Source organism: Bacillus sp. FJAT-28004, assembly GCF_001280845.1.
Taxonomy (GTDB): Bacteria; Bacillota; Bacilli; order Paenibacillales; family Paenibacillaceae; genus Pristimantibacillus.
The window spans coordinates 3,636,219-3,657,411 of record NZ_LGHP01000001.1 but is presented as its reverse complement, the minus strand read 5'-3'; the positions used below and the strand labels follow the sequence as shown (position 1 = coordinate 3,657,411).

The window sequence follows — 21,193 nt, the reverse complement described above, 5'->3', positions numbered from 1 at the left end:
CCATGGGGATGAACATTTTAGCGGCGGATATTGGTGGCACCAACACGAAGATCGGCATTTGCGATGAACAAGGAACGATTACTCAGTTCAAGGAATATTCTACCGAGGCTCATTTGGGCGGCTTGCATCTCATGGAAAGATTGCTTGATCAATTGGAATCCTATCATCATTTCGATGCTGTCGCTATCAGTACGGCCGGTCAAGTGAACACCGAAGAGGGCTGCGTTTTGTATGCAAACGAGAATATCCCCAATTATACAGGTATGAAGATTAAAGAAATCGTGGAGAACCGATTCCATAAACCCGTTAAGGTAGAAAATGATGTGAATGCGGCTGCTTTAGGCGAGGCATACTTTGGGGCAGCAAAGTCGTTTACTGATTTCTTATGCTTAACGTTTGGAACAGGTATCGGCGGAGCTATCGTCATTAATCGTCAGATATACCGCGGATCAAGCGGATCGGCCGCTGAATTCGGTCATATATTTACACATCCATTGTCTAACATGAATGGCAGCACGAGAAAACCGTATTACGAAACCTACGCCTCAACGGCAGCCTTAATCCGAATGGCCCAAGAAGCTGATCCAGAAATTGTAGATGGAAAAGGTTTTTTTGATAAAATACAGGTAGGAAACGATACGTTAAATCATATTTTGCATACTTGGACTGCTGAAGTATCTGCGGGTTTAGCTTCACTTATTCATATCTTCAATCCACCTGCAATTATTGTAGGGGGCGGAGTGATGGAACAGGATGAACTCGTTCGCATAGTCGAGAAACAAACAAAAGAGTTAATCATGGAAAGTTTTTTGGGTGTGAATATTCTAAAGGCTTCTCTTGGAAATAAGGCTGGCTTATTAGGTGCTGCATCATTATTTTTACGCTGAGTGTAAAGGATTTAGGGAGGTGATGGGTTGCGCACGATCAATATTTTCACAACGATTCATTCGAAATACAACAACCTGACGAATACGGAAAAAAAAGTAGCGGACTATGTCTTGGATAACTCGGAAAGTGTCGTTTATATGTCGATCACTGATCTTGCGGATAGCTGCGGAGTAGGCGAGTCAAGTGTATTCAGGTTTTGCCGATCGTTAAGCTACAAGGGGTATCAGGATTTCAAGATTGCACTTGCACATAGCATCACAGTGGAAAACGAAATACCGCAGCTCACGGACAAGGTTCTGATGAACGATACGATAGAGCAAGTGTCCTCCAAGGTGCTGTCATCCAATATAAGCGCGTTAAACGAAACTTATCATCTGATCGATAACGAAAAAATGAATCAAGCCATTGAACATTTGCTTCAAGCGGAACGCGTCATATTTTTTGGCGTCGGTTCTTCATTAATGACAGCAATGGAAGCGAAAATCAAATTTATGCGTATCATAAATAAAACGGAATGCAGCATCGATTCCCATCTGCAGATGATGTCGGCGGCTTTAATGACGAAACGAGATGTTGCCGTCGTTATTTCTTATTCCGGTTCTACCAAGGATACGATTGAAGTGGCAAAAAAGGCAAAAGAAAGTGGTGCTACCGTCATTTCTATTACCAGATTCGTTAAGTCACCGCTAACCTCTTACTCGGATCTCACACTGCTATGCGGCGCGAATGAAGGGCCTCTGCAAGGCGGTTCATTATCTGCGAAGATTTCACAGCTTTACTTGCTCGATGTACTATATGTTGAATATTTCAAGAGAACCTACGAGGATTCTATAAGGAATAAGGAAAGTACTGCTGGGTCAGTAGCTGTGAAATTGCTTTAAAGCATAGCATATGCGGAACAAGCTTTTGAATACGCCATTGGGGGAATAGGTCATGATTTTAGGTTCTTTGACATCATGGGGAGATCAAAGCAAATACGAGAATACCGTCATCGTAACAGCGATGGACGAACTTAAGAAAATACTAGTACAAAATCCTGCTGCCGGTCGTGTCGAGATTAACGGTGATCTTATGTATGCTTCATTTATGGAATTTGATGCGAAGGCTTCAGAAGATCATCTTGCTGAGAAACACGAGTCCTATATCGACCTCCAATATTTAATTGAAGGTGAAGAAACCATCGGGTGGTCATCGCTGCGAGAAGATGTTGAACCCGTTAAAGCTTATGACAGTGAGCAGGATTACGCGCTGTATAAGCCTTCAGCAGATGAGATATTGCTCCATCTTAAGCCGGGTATGTTTGCCGTCTTTTTCCCTAATGATATTCACAGACCCGGCATGGGCCAACCGTCTACAAAAATCAAAAAAGCGGTTGTGAAAATGCATATGGACTTGCTGCAACGGCGTTAAAAAAAGCCGCTCTATCGGGGATCGGCACGATGAGCGGCTGGCTTTTATTATAGATAGGTATGAGATTTCAATTATGAACGGGGTTTGAAGATGCCAAAAGGCCGACCGATTGGCAGAAACACACGTCCAAAATGCGTGTTCAGCACAGCTGCACCCGCGGCATATAGCGACAGCAGAGCGATACCCATCTCGGCATAAGCAGCGAGTGTGTGGAACACGTCGGAGGCAACTCCGAATGCATCGAAGCTCAGGCCTAGGAACAGCAGGTCAATCAGTACGAAGATGAAGAACAAGACTTTATTTGTCTCAGCTGCCCCGATGGTCATCAGCAGGGAGAATATGAGATAACCGACAAAAGCAAAACCAAGCTGCTTGCTGTCTGCGATTGCTGCTAGCTCTGCGCCGAATACTCCGAGCTTGATAAGCCAGCTGCCGGCCATGGCCATCCAGAAAAAAGCATAGGCGCCAAAAGCGGTCATACCGAATGTATTATTGTGTTTGGCATCTTGTATAGAAGCAAAGAGCTGGGCAAAGGCGCCTAGGAAGATAGCCCATGGAATAACGAGACTAAGACCCTCCGTTAAGCCGAGCTTTTGTGAGGAGGCTACGAGCGTAACGATAGCCAGCCCAAATAAGCCGATTGCGCTTGGGTCGGCGGTTACGATTTTTACATTGGAATGATGTTCATTATGCATGTTAGAAAAGAAACCTCCAATAGTTTTTCAGGGGTAAACCTGCAATATTATAGTTGATTCTGCCGATACCAGAATTACTAGTTTAACGGAAATCACCTGACTCGCATAGGGGGAAATTATTGAAAACGCCCCTTTTGCCTATGATAAGCAGAGGGGCGTCACATAAATGTTTTAATTTCATCCTTCGCGGCTACTGTCCGAGCGGTTTCTGCTTGGGAATAGGTCCGAATAAAATCCAGTTTCCTCTTACTTTTCCAGCCCAAGTGACGATGATCCATGAGCCGATTAGAGCCAGTAAGAAGCCGCCTGCAATCCATGCACCATAGACTAGCGGACTGCCATTCACATCCATCATACGGTAATATCTGAGGAACATCGGATGAAGCAAGTACATGCCAAACGATGCATGGCTGAGATGAATAAGAACAGCTTTCAAATATTCGATGCGGGATGCCTTAATCCGAAGTGCTAAATGAATAAGGAGCAGGCATGCAGCAGTGATATAAATTTCATTTTTCAATTGCACCAAAAAGATATCGTTAAATAGTATTTTTCCCTGAGCTTCACGTAAGTAGTAGATCACATTGATAGCGCCGGAAGTGACTAATACCAGAATTAATGTGCTACGTAAAGCAATGCTGTTTCGATTGCGCTCCCAATAGGAGTAAAGCTTCGTATAGTTGATTCCAATGTAAGCCCCGATACAAAAGTACAAGCTATATGCGAAAAATCCGCTGGTGACGTATTTAATTCCGATTTCTTTCGCATTCAGCATATAAGCCCATTGTACGAGAAGTCCTCCTGTTATCAACCAATTAACGAGACGAGGCCACTTTCTCATCACATACCACAGCAGTGGGAAGAGCAAATAACACTGGATGATAATGAAGATAAAATACAAATGAGCATAGGTTTTTCCAATCATCAATTTAACGAAAAAATCCCAGGTTTGAAAATAAGAAATAAACTGTTCAAAACTAGTAAATCCATATCTGAAATAGATGATAGTGGCATAATAAATAAATGAAAATAGAAGAAACGGCAGCATAATTTTAGTCAAACGCTTCTTGTAGAACGATTTAGCCGTCTGCTTGTTTAATGGTTTATCATTGTAATTGTAGAAAAGAGATATGCCACTGATCAGAATGAATAGAGGTACGGCGAATTTGGATAAAGTATTGAACAGGACCAGAATCAGAAACAGTGTGGAGTTAGGGTCGGCATTGACCACCGAAGAGGATGTCGCGTGAATCATAATGACGGCAAGTATGCCAAATGCGCGAAGGCTCTCAATCTCGGTCAAAAGCGCCTTCTTAGTTGGCGGTTGAGACATTATGCACCTCTTGAATAAGTTGATAATCTTACATTATTTGTTGTTAAAATGCTGACAAGCTAGTATAGCACAAAAGTGGGAAAATATAATGAACTAGTTTGTGGAGAAATTGTGCTCTGGCAGCCTTGAAATGGATATAAACACAAATAAGGACAACCATCTGGTTGTCCTTATTTATGCATGATGAACGGTGACGCTAACCTTGCTCTGGTAGATGCTCTGGCTGATTGACTACGACAGATCCATCATCCAATCTAAGCCATGTTTGAAAGTCAGCTTCCCCTTCGGTTAATTGTATGATCCGTGCGCCTCGCGGAAAGCCTTCTTTTCCATAGGTGTTATAACCCGTTGCCCGTCCATAACAGAGACGTATGCCGTGAAGCTCACCCCAGTAATCATTGATATGGTCATGACCCACGAACGTGCCACGTACATCTTTCATTTCAAGAAAGGCGGTAAATAGTCCGGAATTTATTTTTGGACTTGCTACGCCTTCGTGTTTTTGCCCATAGCAGGTATGCTCGTTCCATACCTCGTTATATTCGGGTACAGGGATATGGAAAAACGCTAGTGAGGGTAGTGGAACATCATTGTTTTGCTTCGTTAAACGAGCGGACTGCTCCTTATACCAGCCAATTTGGCTGTGAGTTACCCATGCATAGCCGCCAACTGGCTGATCGGCATATTCGCCAGAATCTAATAAATATAATGCGGCAGCTGGTCCGTTATTATTTTTAGAATGGATTTCAAGCACATAATTTCCTACACGATCCCCTAGGCTAGGGCCCATTTCTGTTAAGCTAAGCGGTCTTTCCTGCTGCAATCGAATAAGCTCTTCTCTGGTGGTGCCAACCTCGGTATCATGATTGCCAAACACAGCTGCCCAGGGGATATTAAATTCTTCCGCTGCTTTGACAGCATTTTTATAGGACTCTTTCCTATCTGCACAATGCTCGCTATAAATAACGTCACCTGTAAAGATCACCAAATCCGGTGCTTCTTCTTGAAGGATATTCTTCATTAGCGAATACGTCTGTAAATCCTCTTGCTGCCCATTTTGCCAATGTAGATCGGTAAATTGAACAATTTTAAAATTGCCGTCCTCTCGAAAATGTAAGCTCGCCATAGTACCCTCCACTTTTATGTGATTAGAATGTTATACGCCAGAAAGCTGTATTGATGGTTTATGTACAATCATTTCGATACCATTGCTCATTATCCTGCAAAAAAAAAACGCCATCTCTTTCATTATTGAAAGAGACGGCGTTTTCGTTACTGGGACCATATATTAAAAATCAAAGTTGTCAGGATCTGGGCCAACCCGAAGATTCTGGTTTAAAGCATCAATCTGAGCTAGCTCCTCTTCAGAGAGCACAAAATCAAATACGTCAGAGTTTTCAATGATGCGCTGTTCTTTCGTAGATTTCGGAATCGTTACAATACCATGCTGTAAATCCCAGCGCAGAATGACTTGGGCAATGGATTTGTTATGTTTATCAGCGACCTCTTTAAGAACAGGATGTTCTAACAGCTGACCCTGCATTAACGGAGACCATGCTTCGATTTGAATGCCTTGTTCCTTGCTATATTCAATCAACTCTTTCTGAGTTAGCTGCGGATGGAGTTCCACTTGATTGACCATCGGTTTAACGACAGCATCTTTCATTAACGTCTCCAGATGATGAATCTGAAAATTGCTTACGCCGATCGCTTTTACACGACCATCCTTATATAGAGTTTCCAAAGCTCTCCACGCTTCTTGGAATTTACCTTCTACAGGCCAATGAATAAGGTACAAATCAAGATATTCCAGACCTAGCTTATTTAGCGTTGTTTCGTAGGCTGCCAGCGTAGATTCATATCCAAGATCAGCATTCCATACTTTTGATGTAACAAAAAGCTCTTCTCTAGCCACGTTGTATTCAACCATAGCCTCACGAATACCTTGTCCGACACCTGTTTCATTGTCATAAATAGCTGCAGTATCAATACTGCGGTAGCCATTCTTGATGGCTGCTTTGACAGCATTAACGAGCTCAGCACCATCCTCAACTTTAAATACGCCAAGACCAAACCATGGCATTTGAACACCGTTGTGAAGTGTAGTTGTATCCTGTAAATGTTTTGCGATCATAGTGAAGCCCTCCTGTGTTTTGTTTCATCTTTTTTTTCCAAAGCTCTTGCCCAGCCGGTTAATATGACAGCTCCGACAACCATCAAAGCTCCTACCCATGCTGTATGAATAAGTCCAATCGAGTCCGTAACGACACCGCCCAAATAGGCTCCAATTGCAATACCAGCGTTAAACGCAGCAATGTTAACAGCGGAAGCGACATCTACCGCCTTCGGCGCATATCGCTCAGCGAGCATAACCACATGCACTTGCAAGCCGGGTACGTTCATAAAAGCAAACAGTCCCATTAAGAAAATTGTAATCAAGCCAGCTACTTTAAACGGAGCGGTGAATGTGAGAATGAAGAGTATAATAGCCTGCAAAATAAACATGTAAAACAAGGCGGTAATCGGCTTCTTATTGGCAGCTTTTCCTCCAATGACATTGCCGATTGCTATCGCGATGCCGTAAACCAAAAGAATGGCCGCTACCGTACTTTCCTTAAATCCGGTTATATCGTGAAGTAACGGGGATAAATAAGTAAAGACAACAAACGTGCCCCCATACCCAATGGCAGTAATAGCGAATGCAAGCAGCAATCGTCCATTCGTAACCAGCTTCACCTGCTCGCGGAGCGGTGTTCGAGTTCCTTTGCGCAAATCAGAAGGAATCAAAATCATATTGGCTATAAAGGCTATTATGCCAATGACAACAATGCCGACAAAGGCAGCACGCCAGCCCCAGTTTTGTCCAATCCAAGTACCCAAGGGCACGCCTGTAACGGTAGCTACTGTAAGTCCTGAAAACATAATAGCGATCGCACTTGCCCTGCGGTTCTCGGGAACGAGATCAGCTGCAATGGTAGATCCAATCGACATAAATACACCATGAGCCAACGCCGAGATGACGCGTGCTGTCAGTAAAATGCCAACCCCACTCGCTATTGCGGCAAGGCTATTTCCGGCAATAAAAACAATCATAATCCAAAACAATAATGTTTTTCGCGGAATATTAGATGTTAAAGACGTTAGTATCGGCGCTCCAAAAGTCACCCCCAAAGCATATAAAGTAACGGTTAGTGCGGATGTTGTAACAGATATATTCAAGTCTTCAGATATAAGCGGGAGAAGCCCTACACTGATGAACTCTGTTGTCCCAATCGCAAAGGCGCTTATGGCTAACGCAAGGAGCGCCAAAGTACTTCTTTTTTTATCTAAAGCCATTTGTATAACCCCTTTTGTGTAGTATTGCCGGCCGGTAAGTGCTATTATGATTGGTTTAGGCGGGAATGAACAGTACGTACTTTGAAGTACTATAGGTACTAAAAAGTAATAATTGCATCAACAGTAGGCTACAGCTCAGTTTGGGAGGATTAACCTGTGATTAAGAAGAAATATAATATTTCAGTGGAAGCGACCCTCGAGGTAATTGGGGGAAAATGGAAGTGTGTAATCCTTTGTCATTTAACACATGGCAAAAAAAGAACGAGCGATCTAAAACGTATTATGCCCTCTATTACACAAAAGATGTTAACGCAGCAGCTGAGGGAGCTGGAGCAAGATGGCATCGTGAATCGGATAAGCTACAATGAGGTCCCCCCGCGGGTTGAATATGAGCTTAGTGAATACGGATGGAGCTTAAAATCGATATTGGATTCCCTTTGTTCATGGGGTGAAATCCATATTATAAAAGAGTACGGGGATAAGGCTGCCGTATTAGAAGACAACGGACTAAATAATCTTGAAATGGACATCGTCGAACAGGAAAAAGATGTGCTTTGCTAAAAGATCCAATCACAAACAGGCTTAGACAATATAAATAATAAAAATCGGTTAAGCGGCCTTGGTCCTGAATTCTATTGGACTGAGGCCGTTTAGTTTTGCCTGCAAACGCTCGTTATTGTAAAAATAAATGTACGCATCGATGTCTTTTGAAGTTCTTCGAAGGTTGGGTATGTACGACGCAAATAATACATAAAAAAGACCTCCCGCCGCTCCGTGTTAAGGAATGGGGGAAGGTCTCCGGTTATCCAGTCGTCCGTCCTGCATATTATGCGAATAAGTTCGGTATGGTACGAGATCGCACCTAATCGCGTATCTCTGGTTTATTAGGGGGCTGCTTGTATAGATGCGGAATGCGGAGGAAGCCGTCACGTACCTCATGCAGGGATGCGTATTCGTGTGCCACCAAGACGGCGGTATTGCAGCCTGTCTAATAAAAGGCGTCGCAGTGGATTCTTACCCTATTAAGGAGCATCAACTAAGTTCCAACTAATCAATCCTTTATATTCTGCTGCATAGACATAGGGGTTGATTTTCAATAATATTCCTCGATCTATTTCCCACTGAATGCTTACCTCCTGCTGGTCATAAGAAATATCGTCATAAACATTCATAGGTATTCCAAGCTCCATCGTTGTTTCATTTCCATGCTCATCAACAAATATTAATGCATCTTTCAAGTGGTGTCCTTTGCCATCTGTAAATTCTTCAGTCAAAGTCGCTGAGAGACGCCATGGACTGCCTGTTCCACGGGTATCTTTCACATGGATGTCCCAATCATTATTTCGTTCTGAAATAGTCGGTTGGCTTGCAATCTTTATATTCTCAAAACTCATGTTTTCAGCCACACTCGTGAAAACTAATTTTCCGGTAACATTGACTTTTACGGTTTCAACATTGGAGTGCCAGCCCCTTTCATCCACTGCATAAACTGCAATTTGATGCATGCCTAATGTTAATTGGTCTGCGGGTATAGTATATTGATAGATGATTTCTTCACCTTTAATAGTCGAATTTTCTGCACCGGGAGCAAAATTGACTGGAGCAGCACTATCTATTGCATAATATAAATCAACTGCATGACTATCAAGGTCGCTCCAGCTCCCGTTAATGGTATAAGTTGTGCCGAAATCAACTGGAATTTCCTTATTCGCATCCATTAACGTAACGGTTGGCGGACTCTCAACAAAAATATTTAGAAAAGCTATAGAATAGGCCCCTCTCGGATCTCTTGATGCTACTTGAAATATATTTTCGCCTTTTTGCAATAGACTGGATGATACGAGATAGTTCCACGGCACTGGATCTGTAGAACCGCCATTATCCAGCTCTTCAGTGTTTAGGAGATTATTGTTCAATGCATAGTATAGCGTGTTGGTGGAATTATCAGGATCTTGCCAGGTTCCTGTGACCTCATAATCTTGACCAACCTTAATATGAATAGTGCCAGCCTCATCGATTGCCACTTTGGGGGCTTGGTTAATATCAATAAAGTAATTCACTGGTGAAGTTTGGGTAACATGGTTACTTCCCCGAAAGTCTGTCTTTTCAGCAACTGGGGTTGTTTGTGATACCTGGTTTACTGCAACCTTAAAAGAAATGCTCTGTTCATGATTATCAGCATTCATGTCAGATAGATTAACGGCTAACGTATTCCCAGACCACAAAGCATCATTCAAGGGTACAGTTCCGTTACGATCTGTTAATGTCAATGAACCCGGTACATACGTAACATAGTCATTAATTGTTGTTTGTCCCACGATGTTTTTCCAGTCTTGTTTGCCTGAGAGATATTTCGCCGTGATGGTGTAAGTTAACTCATCACCAAAAAAGACGGTGGCGCCGTTTACATTAAATGAATCTCTGGTTATCGTTTCTTTCACTTCGCTGTTTACCAGTCCAGGAACAGTTTCAAATACAACCTGATTCAAGGCATAGTCACCTCCGGTTGAACCCGTAAACCCCCAATAGATCTGGTTCGAACCAAAGACATCTTGTACATTGATGGGGATATTAACCTTACTTGTCCCTTCCAGTTGATAAGATAACATGCTTTTCGCCACATTCCATTCCACTTCAAATCTGCGCCATGTATCGTTGGATAATATCCCAGTATATTGAAGATTGTTATGCATCATCTTTCTTGTAAAATCAGGGAAATGATAGTAATCAGTATATATGCTGGTTTTACCTGGATAGTTCCAAGCAATATGGTTCCCAGCGGAACTGTCTACGTCAAATCGACCTTCACCAATGCCACCATTATTTATATGAGTGTCAAATTCAACCGCTAGACTATTTTGAATGCCATCATACGGACCATTATGATTCTGTGATGCCCACACCCCAAGACCGGCGCCGTTGTTAGGAGACAATGCGTTTGTGCCTCTGGAATCATTATGCATAACAAAAGCAATACCATCCGCTGCATCCTTTCCTCGATTTCCGAAGTAGATATACATTGACGATTTGAAATCTTGTGTTAAATCGAAAAAATTGTTGCTGGTCGACCAGATTCCACCTTTTTTCCAAGTAGATGCAGGAGTTATTTGAACGATTGAACCATCAATAATGGAACTGTTCGAACCCGTAGGTATCGTAAAAATATTATCTAGATCAATCTTGGCTGGAGGAATGTTTGCACTACGGGTTCTTCGTTGCTCACCATAGGTAGCATAAGTAACATAAGTAACGTCAACAACGGAAGGATCAAGATCCGGAGGAATAAACAGATTGTCTAATTTAATCCCTTCGAGAGGCTGATTCGCAACTGCAGCTTCACCCCGGGCTGGTGCCATCCACACGAAGCTGGGAAGCAGTACACACATGATTAATAGGAGCATAAACTTAGGATAAGGGAATTTGTTGTTCATCATTTGGATGGTTTTCCCCTCTTTTTTTCTTTAACAGCAATATAAAAATAATGAATAATAATATTAAAATGATCGCGCCCATGCCCCAATAAACAAACCTATTTCCTTTTTCGGCAGTGGTTTCAACTGCGACTTCATTGATCTGCTGTGCATCTTTACTTTTAATTTCGAACATTTTATCAAATCTCCAGGTTTGATTGCCGTCATTAGCCGTTACATATATATGATATTTTCCAGGTTCAAGCTGTTTGCCGTCCCAACTAATCGGAAAATCAAAATTAGAATTCGGAGCCATGGATAATTTGCTTTTTTTCGTTTCGTGAAGCGTCTTTTGTTGACCTTCTTTAGTGACTCTGGCATCTACATCCAAATTGTTTACAATAACCGCTTCTATATTTTGCAGATTGGCGGTAACCACCGGACGATAGTTCATTAATCCCGCTTGAACCTCATTTAACTTTAGATCAGGCCGTACCGATTTTTCAGTTTCGGTTAATTTCACGCCAATCACATAAGAAAATTTATTGTTTATTTGAACATTATGATTGGCTTGTGTTTTATCCGTTTGATTGATTTCGTAAATCTGGAAACCGCCCAAAATAATTCCGTCAAACGACTTCTCGGGCATTTGAATCGTAAACGGCACATTCTTCGTTTCGTTTCCTTTTAACGTTACTTTTTGCTTTGGAGTAATAAGCTCAGAAAATGCATATTTCAATGAACTGTCTTTTTCATGATCATGTTTGCTGTAATCAATGACTCCATTTTGGTTCGTTATCGCTGTGTTAGGTTCAATTATCAGCTCTATTTCTTCGGTTGATCCGTTTTTCACGGTTAACGAAATCGTTTGTTTTGAACCGGGACTCATTTTCAAGTCAAAATAGGTAAGTTTCTTATTGATCTGATTCTTGGGAATATTCGCTTTAACGGAATAACTCATCGATCCAGCAAAAGCCGTGTCATGGTTTGCGACCATCCCCAACCCAATCCATAATGAAACCAGAAGCATTAATAAACCTTTTTTCATTCGACATCCCTTCCTCGTTCAAATGGAACGCATGTTCATGCCCTGAAAACAAAGTTGAACCCGGCTTTAAAAAAAGCCCAGTTCAACAATTGAAACGATTTTAACTTGGTGCGTTAGACAATTCCCAAGTAATTTCTGCCGTATAATGGATAAGCGTATCTGCCGACCCCTCCAAAACCTTTAATTGGACATTTCTATTATCGCCGCCCGTTCCTGTGAAAACGTCGACCCAGGTTCCGCGTCCGGCGCCTTCTTCAGCCATCATCACCGGCTTTGCATCCATATTATCAAAGACAACGTCATACGCTTCAGGAGGAGCGGATACATTGCCGGACAGTGATTTTACTCGTCCGTTTCGAAAGGATAATATGGCGCCTGCCAACACTTTCCGATCCTCGCTTGTGAATTCGGAAGCCTGTGCCTTCAGAGACCATCCTTCACCGGTTCCGCGTTTATCTGTAACTTGTACAAACGGATTTTTATTTAAGGCATAATACGTTATGTTTCCGCTAGCAATTTTTTGGGTTCCGAATTGGATATTGGAGACATAATCAAGTGTCAACGCTCCAATGCTTCCAGTGCCTCCGTTTCCCGGATCTTCAGGATCAATCGGCCAAGGCGGATCCGGATTATCCGGATCTTCAGGATCTACCGGATTCGTTGTCCCCTCATCGGGAATAAAGCTTATGGTGCTGCTGGAAACGGCCGAATCAACCCCAGCTGCCTTGACCGGATTGCTTGAATAGGCTGCCCCGGCAAGGATAATTCCTAATACCAGTAGCTTAATAACCTTCATCTATCTCGCCTCCTACTGTATACTATTGCGGCGCATCCAGCAGACTCCAGTATAATGTGGAAGCATATTCACCAACCAGGTTCCCTGCAGGGACTTCAATTATCACATTGCTAGCGTTAAATTTATCCACCCATGTTCCCAGACCTGTATTAACCGCCGCAACCATCAGGTTTTGCGGTGCGGTTACGTCCGTATCTGTGCTTAATTGAACGCTATTTGCCATGGGCGTTGCGGAAACATTCCCGGTAGTCGTCACGAACATTCCAACCGGAAGCGTTACAACCGCACCTTTCAACACTATCGTGTCGTCCGTTTGATCTTTGAATGGCGTGGCCGATACTTGCAAGGTCCAACCTGTTCCCGTTCCGCGAGTATCCGTTACTTGAACATTGGGATTTACTGTCGTCGTTGAATAGGTCATTTTTCCGCCGGCCAATTGATGCGTATCGAACAGTAACGGCGAGACATTATCAATGGTTAATGACCCTTGATTTCCAGTACCTCCGCCCGGCACGCTTGGGTCGATCGGCGGGGTTATAGTATCTCCCGGAGTTATCTGAATACTGCCTTGAGAAGTGGCATTATCTGCCGCGCTTGCCGCTGCGGGGAACGCTAGTAATAGAATAGCTATTGATAATAGAAATACTTTTTTGATTTTCATTTGCTGATTCACTCCTAATGGTATCGTTCTTTAATAGTTAGTTAATTCTCACAAGCCAATTTGATGGGTCATAAATTTTGTGAAATTTTCACTAGTCAATGACTTGCTAAAATAAAAACCTTGATAATAGCAGCAACCAAGCTTTTGCAAGATTTCAAGCTGTTGTTTTGTTTCCACACCTTCTGCTACCACCATGACATTCAATTTCTTACACAACGAAATAATGGACTCTACAAGGATCTGCCGCTTCTTGCAACTTTCGATTTCACGGACCAGAGCAATATCCAGCTTTACGCAGCTTATAGAGTATTCACATAGATACGACAAAGAGCTATGTCCCATGCCAAAATCATCAATGGATACATTGATATCCATAGCTTTCAACTTCTCAAGGTTGCGACGAACGGAGCGGCTTTGAGGAATTACCGTTCTTTCCGTAAGCTCCAGTTCCACATATTTAGGGTCAATAGTCGCTTTATTTATGCATACCTGTATCGTCTGAACAAGGTGATCCTCTTCTTCCAGCTGTCTCGGATCCACATTGATCGAAATGGTCAGGTTGCTATGGCCCTGTATATGCCATTGCTTTAAATCGCTTATAGCCTGATTCAAAATCCATGCAGTCAATTGTTTGGTAAGACCTGCTTCTTCGCAAATACCTAAGATTAGCTCTGGCGATATCGCTCCGCAAACCGGATGATTCCAGCGCAATAGAGCTTCCGCCCCTATTACTTCACTCTGACCGTTTAATTTGGGCTGGTATTCTAAATGTATAGTGTCTTTCTGATTATTGAATCCGTATTCCAGTTCGATAGCCAGTGCACGACGGAAAAACGAACGTCGTGAATCGTCGCAATTATGAAGAATGCTACGCGTTTCTTGTCGGAGATGTCGAATTTCCTCAAGCTTCTGTCTAAATATCAAAGTATGCTGTCGTTGTCTGTACTTTTTCTTTAAGCGTCCGATATCGATGTTGCTTAGCATATTTAAAAAAATTCACCTCCCCCATTACAACCATAATACATGAGACCTTCCTCCTGATTACTAGTGAGTCTGTATTTACCGAGTTAGTGCTTGTCTAAGTAAAAAGGAAAGCAAAGCAAAGGATCGGATCGGGCAGAACGCCTGTCCTTTGCTTTGCTTTGCTTTACCTTCAGCTCATCTGAGAAGCTCAAGCGGCTACCGTATGATTAGATCATAGCTAAAAAGTTGAGCACTTCGTTGATTGAGTATCGAATGATTGTTCTTTTGTTCCAAATAAGAGCACTTTCATTCAGACCAGGGATTTCAATACACAACGAAGGCATACGGTAACCTTTTTCGGAGAAAGCGTTGACTACAACAATGAACGCTTTCAGAAAAAAACAGGCGACCACTCCCCGGTTGAATACCGAGAAACAATCGCCGCTTAAGGTTCTTATTTTACTGTCTACTTGATGGGGCTATAACCACAGAAGTCATCCTTTTCTTGCCGAGACCGCAATCATTTGATTCTAGCATTTAATAAATCATCACTACTGTGCGGGTATATGAAATTTAGTAATAAATATTTTCTCTATCGGGTCTATGTCCATGTGAATTAATCCGCCGCTCTTCTCAACGATTTCTTTTAATATTCTTATGCCGACACCGTGGTTTTCTTTATCTTGTTTGATGGTAACCACCCCTTCATCTTCCATCTTTATCTCTCCGTTGAATGAATTTTTGATCATAATACATAGCCAACCTTCATTAGTAAAGCTTGAAACTTCGATAAACCGATCCGAGTAATCCTCTATCCTGCAGCATGCTTCAATGGCATTTCTTAGTGCATTTGAAAAAATACGGATGATATCCAGCTTAGACAGCGCAATGTGAGGAGGGATAAGTGCAAGCGCCGAAAAACGAATATGATATTCGTCACATACATTGGCCTCATCCTGTAAAATGGCATCCAGTATAAAATTATTGGAATAAGTCTTATGAACTAAGACACTATTGTGCATTGTATACTCAATATCATCTATTAATTTGGACGCTCTATCATTCTCATTATTTTTAAGCAGAGTCTTAACCCATGACATCATCGTATTATAATCATGTTTAAAATTCCGGAAGCTCTCCGTGTATTTTTGATACGATTTGTAATGTCTCAGTTGGCGTTCGAGCTGTTCTTGCAGTTGCTTGGTTTGTCGCTCATATTCCTGAAGATATGCAGCCCGAATAGTTTTGTTCCAAACAACCAGCATTAGAGCAAGACTCCAAATATTTGATACTAAATATAATATCGTAAACCATAGTGGGTTCGAATCAACAAATCGCCCGTCGAAGATCAGCATAAGGTAAAAAAGTAATGCTATTTGAAGAACGACGATATTTTTCATTTGGCTTCCATTCCAATGAAATTTCCTTAATTGTAATTCATTAACAATCGTTTTCTTTATAATATAAATAAATAGGATTGAAGCCAGCGCTGCAATCGAAACAACCGTATAAAATTTCTCGCCTTGAAGAATATAATCAATATCTTCACTCAAAATCAAGGCAAAAACCGAGGCCACAATTCCTTTAAAGGAGAAAATAATAAAAATATAAACTAATCCATAGAACAGCATGGGTATGAGGTTGATTTCGAAGAGAAATTTGAGTCCCAACATGAATAAAACACTCTTAGCCAAAACACCCGTTTGAGGAAGATTCATATATTCCACTGCTATATAACAGGCAATATTGGAAATAACGACAATCGCATAGTTAAGCCAGTGTCCTCGATTGACCGGAAATATATTATTACAGTAAAGCAGGAATTGGATATTATAGACAATCAATAAAGCAACAAATACAAATTGCATATCCCTCCCCCTTTATTTAGACATTTGGCAGATATAGTTTGAAAATTCCTGTTTCACTGATCTCATGTAGGTCACACCGATAGGAATACATTCATCTGTCTTTAACTGTAAATTTTGAGGCTGAAATTTTGCGATATATTGTAAATTAACTATATATGAGCGATGAACCCGAATAAAATCCTTTCCTTGAAGCTGATGCATTAGCTGATCCATTGTTCCGTAAAATTCAAAACTTTCATTTCCTTTATAGTGGACCGTAACGACCCGTTTTCTGATTTCGAAATAAGAAATGTCCTTCATAGGTATGATTTTGCATGAATAACCGGATTCACATATAAACATCTCGCCCTCTTTAACCTCAGCTAATGCAATGGCCCGAGCGAGAATCTGCTCAAACCTTTCCGTTGTCGTATTATGCTTTACCAAATATTGAACCGGAGAGATGTCAAATGCATCGAACACATAATCCTCGCTAGTCGTTAGGAATACGATTTCCGACTTGCAGCCAATCGTTCTCAGTTTTTTTGCAGTTTCAATACCATTCAATGATCCCATCAAGATATCCAAATAAATAATATCCACCTGATTAGGAGAATCAAGCAAGTGGAATACCAAAGATTCTCCATTTTGAAAAGTGAAAATATTTACTAATATGCGATTTTTGTTGGCAAATTCATTAATAAGAAGTCTGTAGTTATCTAACATTTGTTGATTGTCATCACACAGAAAAATTGTCAGCATTATTGTCCATCTTCCTTAACTATTATTGTTATCAAGAACGAAACTCACTGAAGTAATACAGATCGCTTAATAGAATCATAGATCAGGAATAATAAATCAATTGATTTTTATTAATTATTATATCACTATTCAATAAAAAAAGGGATGTAAGGCACTTGACAAATATTATCTATGCACCACAGTAAGAAGGAGTAGCGCGATCTTTGTGCTTAAATCTAACAGATATTGGATGTGGATATTCCTTTCCAACTAGACATAAAAAAGAAAGCCTCAAAAATATAGGCTTTCTCTTTTTTTCTTTTGGGAGCATATCATGTGGACGACAGCCTGTTTGTTTACTAGCGGGAGTTATGCTTTTTGTTCGTACAGCTTTACGATTTCAATAATAGTATTGACGGCTTGTACCATATTGTCAGCCGATACGTATTCAAAGCGGCCATGATAATTTTCTCCGCCAGTAAATATATTTGGTGTCGGCAATCCCATGTATGAAAGCTGCGAGCCGTCTGTACCGCCGCGAATCGGCTCAATAATCGGGGTGATGCCGAGGTTAATCATCGCTTGCTCGGCAATGTCTACGACTTCCATCACCGGCTCGATTTTCTCCTTCATATTGAAGTATTGGTCTTTGATTTCAAGCACAATACGTTCTTCTCCGTACTTCGCTTTCAGTTCCTCCACGATACGAGTAAGCTCAAGTTTTCTTTCGCTAAATCGGCTGCGGTCATGATCACGAATCAAATAACGAAGCTCGGTTTGCTCAACGTCGCCCTGAATGGATGACAGGTGGTAGAAGCCTTCATGGCCTTCCGTCTGCTCAGGCGTTTCATCAGCTGGCAATTTTCCATGAAGCTCCATCGCAATTTTGGCGGCGTTGATCATTTTGCCTTTGGCAGTACCGGGATGAACGTTTTTGCCCTTGCACGTAATGATGGCGCCCGCTGCATTAAAGCTTTCGTATTGAAGCTCGCCTAGCGGACCTCCATCCATTGTATAGGCATAGATGGCGTCAAAGGCGGCTACATCAAACTTATGCGGACCTCTGCCGATTTCTTCATCAGGGGTGAAGGCTACTCTTATTCTGCCGTGCTTCAGCTCGGGATGATTAATGAGATGAGCCATCGCTGTCATGATCTCTGTAATGCCAGCTTTATCGTCTGCACCAAGCAGCGTAGTGCCGTCTGTAGTAATCAACGTATGACCCTTATAGTTGCTTAGCTCTGGAAAATCGCTTGGTGACATAATGATGCGCTGAGCTTCGTTCAAGACGATGTCTTGTCCATCATATTGTTCAATAATTTGCGGATTTACGTTAGTACCAGTAAAATCGGTCGCAGTATCGATATGGGCGAGAAAACCGATCGTTGGGATCTCTTTATCCGTATTGGCTGGAAGGGTAGCCATGACATAGCCGTTAGCATCCATTGTAATCTCCTGCATGCCGATTGTTTTCAATTCCTCTACCAGCATATGGCCAAGCGTAAGTTGTCCAGGCGTGGAAGGGCAGGTGTCGCTGCTTTCATCGGACTGTGTGTCCACCTTCGCATAAGTGATAAATCGGTTTATAATCTCGGTTTTCATCATCATTCTCAGCTCCAATACAATTTGTCATATAACAAAGTATAATACAAAAGCGGCGTCGCTTCATCGTCATTAGAAGTGGATCCCTGTTCTATTCACTTTTAAGATGATACGCTGATCCATGATTTTTTTCAAATCGCTTTGGAAACAATGAGAGCGGAGGAGGGAAGACGGCATGAATAACTATATGGATATTATAATTCGTACAATTGTTGCTATTTTACTGCTTCTATTAGTAGCTAGGATATTGGGGAAACAGACGATTTCCAACATGACGTTTCATGATTTTGTGACCGGTATTACAATAGGGGCACTTGCAGCCAATTTGGCATTCAATGAAACATTGAAATGGTCGCATATCATTTTGTCACTTGCGGTTATGACTGTTACGTCCTATTTGTTATCCGTCATTGCCTTAAAGAGCCGTAAATTGAGAAGTTGGATCTCAGGTTCTCCAACCGTACTGATCGAAGGCGGGAAAATTCTTGAAAATAATATGAAGAAAGTAAGATATACACTGGATTCTTTGGATCAAGCGTTAAGGGAAAATGGCATTTTCAATATGGATGAGGTTGAATATGCCGTACTAGAGGACAACGGGATGGTGTCGGTATTAAAAAAAGAAGAGTATCAGCTTGTAACCAAAAAGGATATGAAGCTTCAATTAAACACACAGGCATTTCCCGTTGAATTAATAATGGATGGTTCACTTTTGGAGAAAGAAATGAAGGAGAATGGGCTGACGAAGGAATGGCTGGAAAGCGAACTGAGAAAGAAAGGGAAGAAAATATCTGACGTTTTCTATGCGGTAAGAGGGACGAAGCAGCAGCTTATCTTTGATTTTTATGAAGACGGTATACATAAACCTACGGATAAAGAATAAGGATGCGCGTAACGGTAATTTGCATCGCAGATTACCGTTACATGCTAATTAAAGACTTATATGTGCGCTGCGCTGGAAGGCTTGTTTTTCGCGGCTCCCAATCTGCTTGCACCAACAAACATTGCCGTGATCAAGCCAATGCTGCCGACACAAATACTGAGTATAAAGCCGTGATTGATGGCTGTTGCCAGCGCTTCTTGCAGAAACTTCCGTATTTGCGGGTCTAGTTGACCACCTGCACGCATGAGTAGTTCTGGATTGGCTAACGTGTTGATTTTATCAGAAGGAATCCCAGCCTTATCCGCACCCGCCGTAATTAATCGATGTAAGTTGTTATTCACAATCGTCGCCATAATGGAGGCACCCAATATACCGCCAATGTTGCGCCAGAAGCCGACGATAGAAGAACTAATGCCCATATATTTAGGATCAACGTTTGCAGCAATTGAGCTCTGCGCAACACTCATTAAAGGGCCGACCGCGCCAAAGCCAAGCAAAATCATAAGTGCAATCATATAGCCGCTGGAAGCATGAGCGCTAACTGTAGAGAGCAGTGTAGCTACAATAATGGTCATTAGCATAGTGAACAGCATTAGTGTACGGAAGGCGAATTTGGACTGTAGGAAACCAAATAGAATAGCACCACCGATTAACGAGGCCATCATAGGTGTCAATACGCCGTTGGAGTTGGTATGCCCTAATACCCCTACCGTAAAGCTAGGCAGATATGTAATGGCTGAGAACATAATTACACCCTGGCAGAAGCAAAGGATACTTGTGCCCAAGACCATCTTATTTTTAAAGATACTAAGAGGAAGAACCGGCTCAGGGGCACGCAGCTCGACGAAAATAAATAAAGCGCCGATTACAGCAGAAATCGTGAATAAGCTAATTTCCTGCCATGAGCTCCAAGCGTAGTTTTTGCCGCCCCATTCCAGTGCAAGCATTAAAGAGACGGTGGTAATGATTAAAAATAATGTACCTAAGTAATCGATTTTTGGTTTCTTCTCTGAACGGGTTTCTTTGAGTGCAATCATCAGAACAATCATCGATGCCAAACCGATCGGCACGTTGATATAGAAATTCCATCTCCAACCAAAATGTTCAGCAATGAAGCTGCCCAGCTGCGGGCCCGCAACGGAGGAAAGGCCGAAGATCGCACCGAATACGCCAGACATTTTTGCTGCATCCTTTGGGTCTTTAAAAATCGTATAAATAATAGTGAAACTGATCGGAAACAAGGCGCCAGAGCCTATCCCTTGAATGACGCGGAACCATATGAGCTGATCAGCGTTCTGAGCAATACCGCATAAGGCCGAACCGATAAGAAACAGTCCAATTCCAATCATGTAAAACATTTTTCTACCGAACAAATCGGACATTTTGCCAAACACGAGCATCGTGCTTGTTGCTGCCAGCATATAGGCCGTAAATACCCAGCTTACTTTATCAAAAATGTTAAAATCCTCGCTTAATTTGTTAATGCAGGAGGCAACAATCGTATTATCCAATGACGCCATTAATAACCCAAGCGCCATGGCAAGAATAATGAGCTTATTATTTGAACGTGATTTTTCCAT

Annotated in this window: 19 protein-coding genes and 1 pseudogene; 5 read left to right on the top strand and 15 right to left on the bottom strand. The window is 41.9% G+C overall.

Annotated features, from left to right (window positions below; all coding sequences use genetic code 11):
* Positions 1 to 2 precede the first annotated feature (2 nt).
* From AC787_RS15890 to AC787_RS15880, 3 genes are read left to right on the top strand one after another with little or no spacing between them, the layout of a single operon-like run.
* Entirely contained in the window at positions 3 to 887 is an 885-nt protein-coding gene (locus AC787_RS15890) for an ROK family protein (protein WP_321166119.1), read from the top strand.
* A gap of 27 nt (positions 888 to 914) precedes the next feature.
* Positions 915 to 1,769, top strand: a complete 855-nt coding sequence (locus AC787_RS15885; RefSeq protein WP_054025672.1) for a MurR/RpiR family transcriptional regulator — start codon at positions 915 to 917, stop codon at positions 1,767 to 1,769.
* A 52-nt stretch (positions 1,770 to 1,821) separates the two neighbouring features.
* Positions 1,822 to 2,298, top strand: a complete 477-nt coding sequence (locus tag AC787_RS15880; protein WP_054025671.1) for a YhcH/YjgK/YiaL family protein — start codon at positions 1,822 to 1,824, stop codon at positions 2,296 to 2,298.
* 71 nt (positions 2,299 to 2,369) lie between these two features.
* On the opposite strand, the gene AC787_RS15875 is transcribed toward AC787_RS15880, so the two are convergent.
* The 5 genes from AC787_RS15875 to AC787_RS15855 form a co-directional block, all read right to left on the bottom strand.
* Entirely contained in the window at positions 2,370 to 2,993 is a 624-nt protein-coding gene (locus AC787_RS15875) for an acetate uptake transporter (RefSeq protein ID WP_054025670.1), read from the bottom strand.
* A gap of 190 nt (positions 2,994 to 3,183) precedes the next feature.
* Entirely contained in the window at positions 3,184 to 4,326 is a 1,143-nt protein-coding gene (locus tag AC787_RS15870; RefSeq protein ID WP_054025669.1) for an acyltransferase, read from the bottom strand.
* A gap of 196 nt (positions 4,327 to 4,522) precedes the next feature.
* A complete protein-coding gene (locus tag AC787_RS15865; RefSeq protein WP_054025668.1) occupies positions 4,523 to 5,452 on the bottom strand; it encodes a metallophosphoesterase family protein in 930 nt (309 codons plus the stop codon).
* Positions 5,453 to 5,614: 162 nt separating this feature from the next.
* Positions 5,615 to 6,457, bottom strand: coding sequence for an aldo/keto reductase (locus AC787_RS15860; protein WP_054027093.1), 843 nt, complete (start codon positions 6,455 to 6,457; stop codon positions 5,615 to 5,617).
* A complete protein-coding gene (locus tag AC787_RS15855) occupies positions 6,457 to 7,662 on the bottom strand; it encodes an MFS transporter (protein ID WP_054025667.1) in 1,206 nt (401 codons plus the stop codon). Before AC787_RS15855 ends, AC787_RS15860 begins: the two co-directional genes overlap by 1 nt.
* A 156-nt stretch (positions 7,663 to 7,818) precedes the next feature.
* On the opposite strand from AC787_RS15855, the gene AC787_RS15850 reads away from it, so the two are divergent.
* Positions 7,819 to 8,223 carry a winged helix-turn-helix transcriptional regulator gene (locus AC787_RS15850; RefSeq protein ID WP_054025666.1) on the top strand — a complete coding sequence of 135 codons (405 nt, stop codon included), beginning with the start codon at positions 7,819 to 7,821 and terminating at the stop codon, positions 8,221 to 8,223.
* 48 nt (positions 8,224 to 8,271) lie between these two features.
* Here the strand turns inward: AC787_RS15850 and AC787_RS33300 are convergent.
* The 9 genes and pseudogenes from AC787_RS33300 to pepT form a co-directional block, all read right to left on the bottom strand.
* Positions 8,272 to 8,393 (bottom strand): annotated as a pseudogene (locus AC787_RS33300) (IS3 family transposase); the annotation flags it as partial.
* Positions 8,394 to 8,684: 291 nt separating this feature from the next.
* The gene (locus AC787_RS15845; protein WP_054025665.1) at positions 8,685 to 11,096 is read right to left on the bottom strand and encodes an L-type lectin-domain containing protein; all 2,412 of its coding nucleotides are present in this window, start codon (positions 11,094 to 11,096) and stop codon (positions 8,685 to 8,687) included.
* Complete coding sequence (locus AC787_RS15840) at positions 11,068 to 12,120, bottom strand: DUF916 and DUF3324 domain-containing protein (RefSeq protein ID WP_054025664.1); 1,053 nt, start codon at positions 12,118 to 12,120, stop codon at positions 11,068 to 11,070. Before AC787_RS15840 ends, AC787_RS15845 begins: the two co-directional genes overlap by 29 nt.
* A 100-nt stretch (positions 12,121 to 12,220) precedes the next feature.
* On the bottom strand, positions 12,221 to 12,916 hold the full coding sequence (locus tag AC787_RS15835; protein ID WP_054025663.1) for a WxL domain-containing protein: 696 nt from the start codon (positions 12,914 to 12,916) through the stop codon (positions 12,221 to 12,223).
* A 22-nt stretch (positions 12,917 to 12,938) separates the two neighbouring features.
* A complete protein-coding gene (locus AC787_RS15830; RefSeq protein WP_152970642.1) occupies positions 12,939 to 13,589 on the bottom strand; it encodes a WxL domain-containing protein in 651 nt (216 codons plus the stop codon).
* A gap of 36 nt (positions 13,590 to 13,625) precedes the next feature.
* The gene (locus tag AC787_RS15825) at positions 13,626 to 14,561 is read right to left on the bottom strand and encodes an EAL domain-containing protein (protein ID WP_054025661.1); all 936 of its coding nucleotides are present in this window, start codon (positions 14,559 to 14,561) and stop codon (positions 13,626 to 13,628) included.
* 530 nt (positions 14,562 to 15,091) lie between these two features.
* Positions 15,092 to 16,408, bottom strand: coding sequence for a sensor histidine kinase (locus AC787_RS15820; RefSeq protein ID WP_054025660.1), 1,317 nt, complete (start codon positions 16,406 to 16,408; stop codon positions 15,092 to 15,094).
* 12 nt (positions 16,409 to 16,420) lie between these two features.
* Positions 16,421 to 17,149: a LytR/AlgR family response regulator transcription factor gene (locus AC787_RS15815; RefSeq protein ID WP_054025659.1), complete on the bottom strand. Its 729-nt coding sequence runs from the start codon at positions 17,147 to 17,149 to the stop codon at positions 16,421 to 16,423.
* 348 nt (positions 17,150 to 17,497) lie between these two features.
* Positions 17,498 to 18,730, bottom strand: coding sequence for a peptidase T (gene pepT / locus AC787_RS15810; protein WP_054027092.1), 1,233 nt, complete (start codon positions 18,728 to 18,730; stop codon positions 17,498 to 17,500).
* A 175-nt stretch (positions 18,731 to 18,905) separates the two neighbouring features.
* Between pepT and AC787_RS15805 the strand changes: the two genes are divergently transcribed.
* The gene (locus tag AC787_RS15805; RefSeq protein ID WP_054025658.1) at positions 18,906 to 19,613 is read left to right on the top strand and encodes a DUF421 domain-containing protein; all 708 of its coding nucleotides are present in this window, start codon (positions 18,906 to 18,908) and stop codon (positions 19,611 to 19,613) included.
* A 56-nt stretch (positions 19,614 to 19,669) separates the two neighbouring features.
* Here AC787_RS15805 and AC787_RS15800 read toward each other — a convergent pair whose 3' ends face one another.
* The gene (locus tag AC787_RS15800; protein ID WP_054025657.1) at positions 19,670 to 21,193 is read right to left on the bottom strand and encodes a DHA2 family efflux MFS transporter permease subunit; all 1,524 of its coding nucleotides are present in this window, start codon (positions 21,191 to 21,193) and stop codon (positions 19,670 to 19,672) included.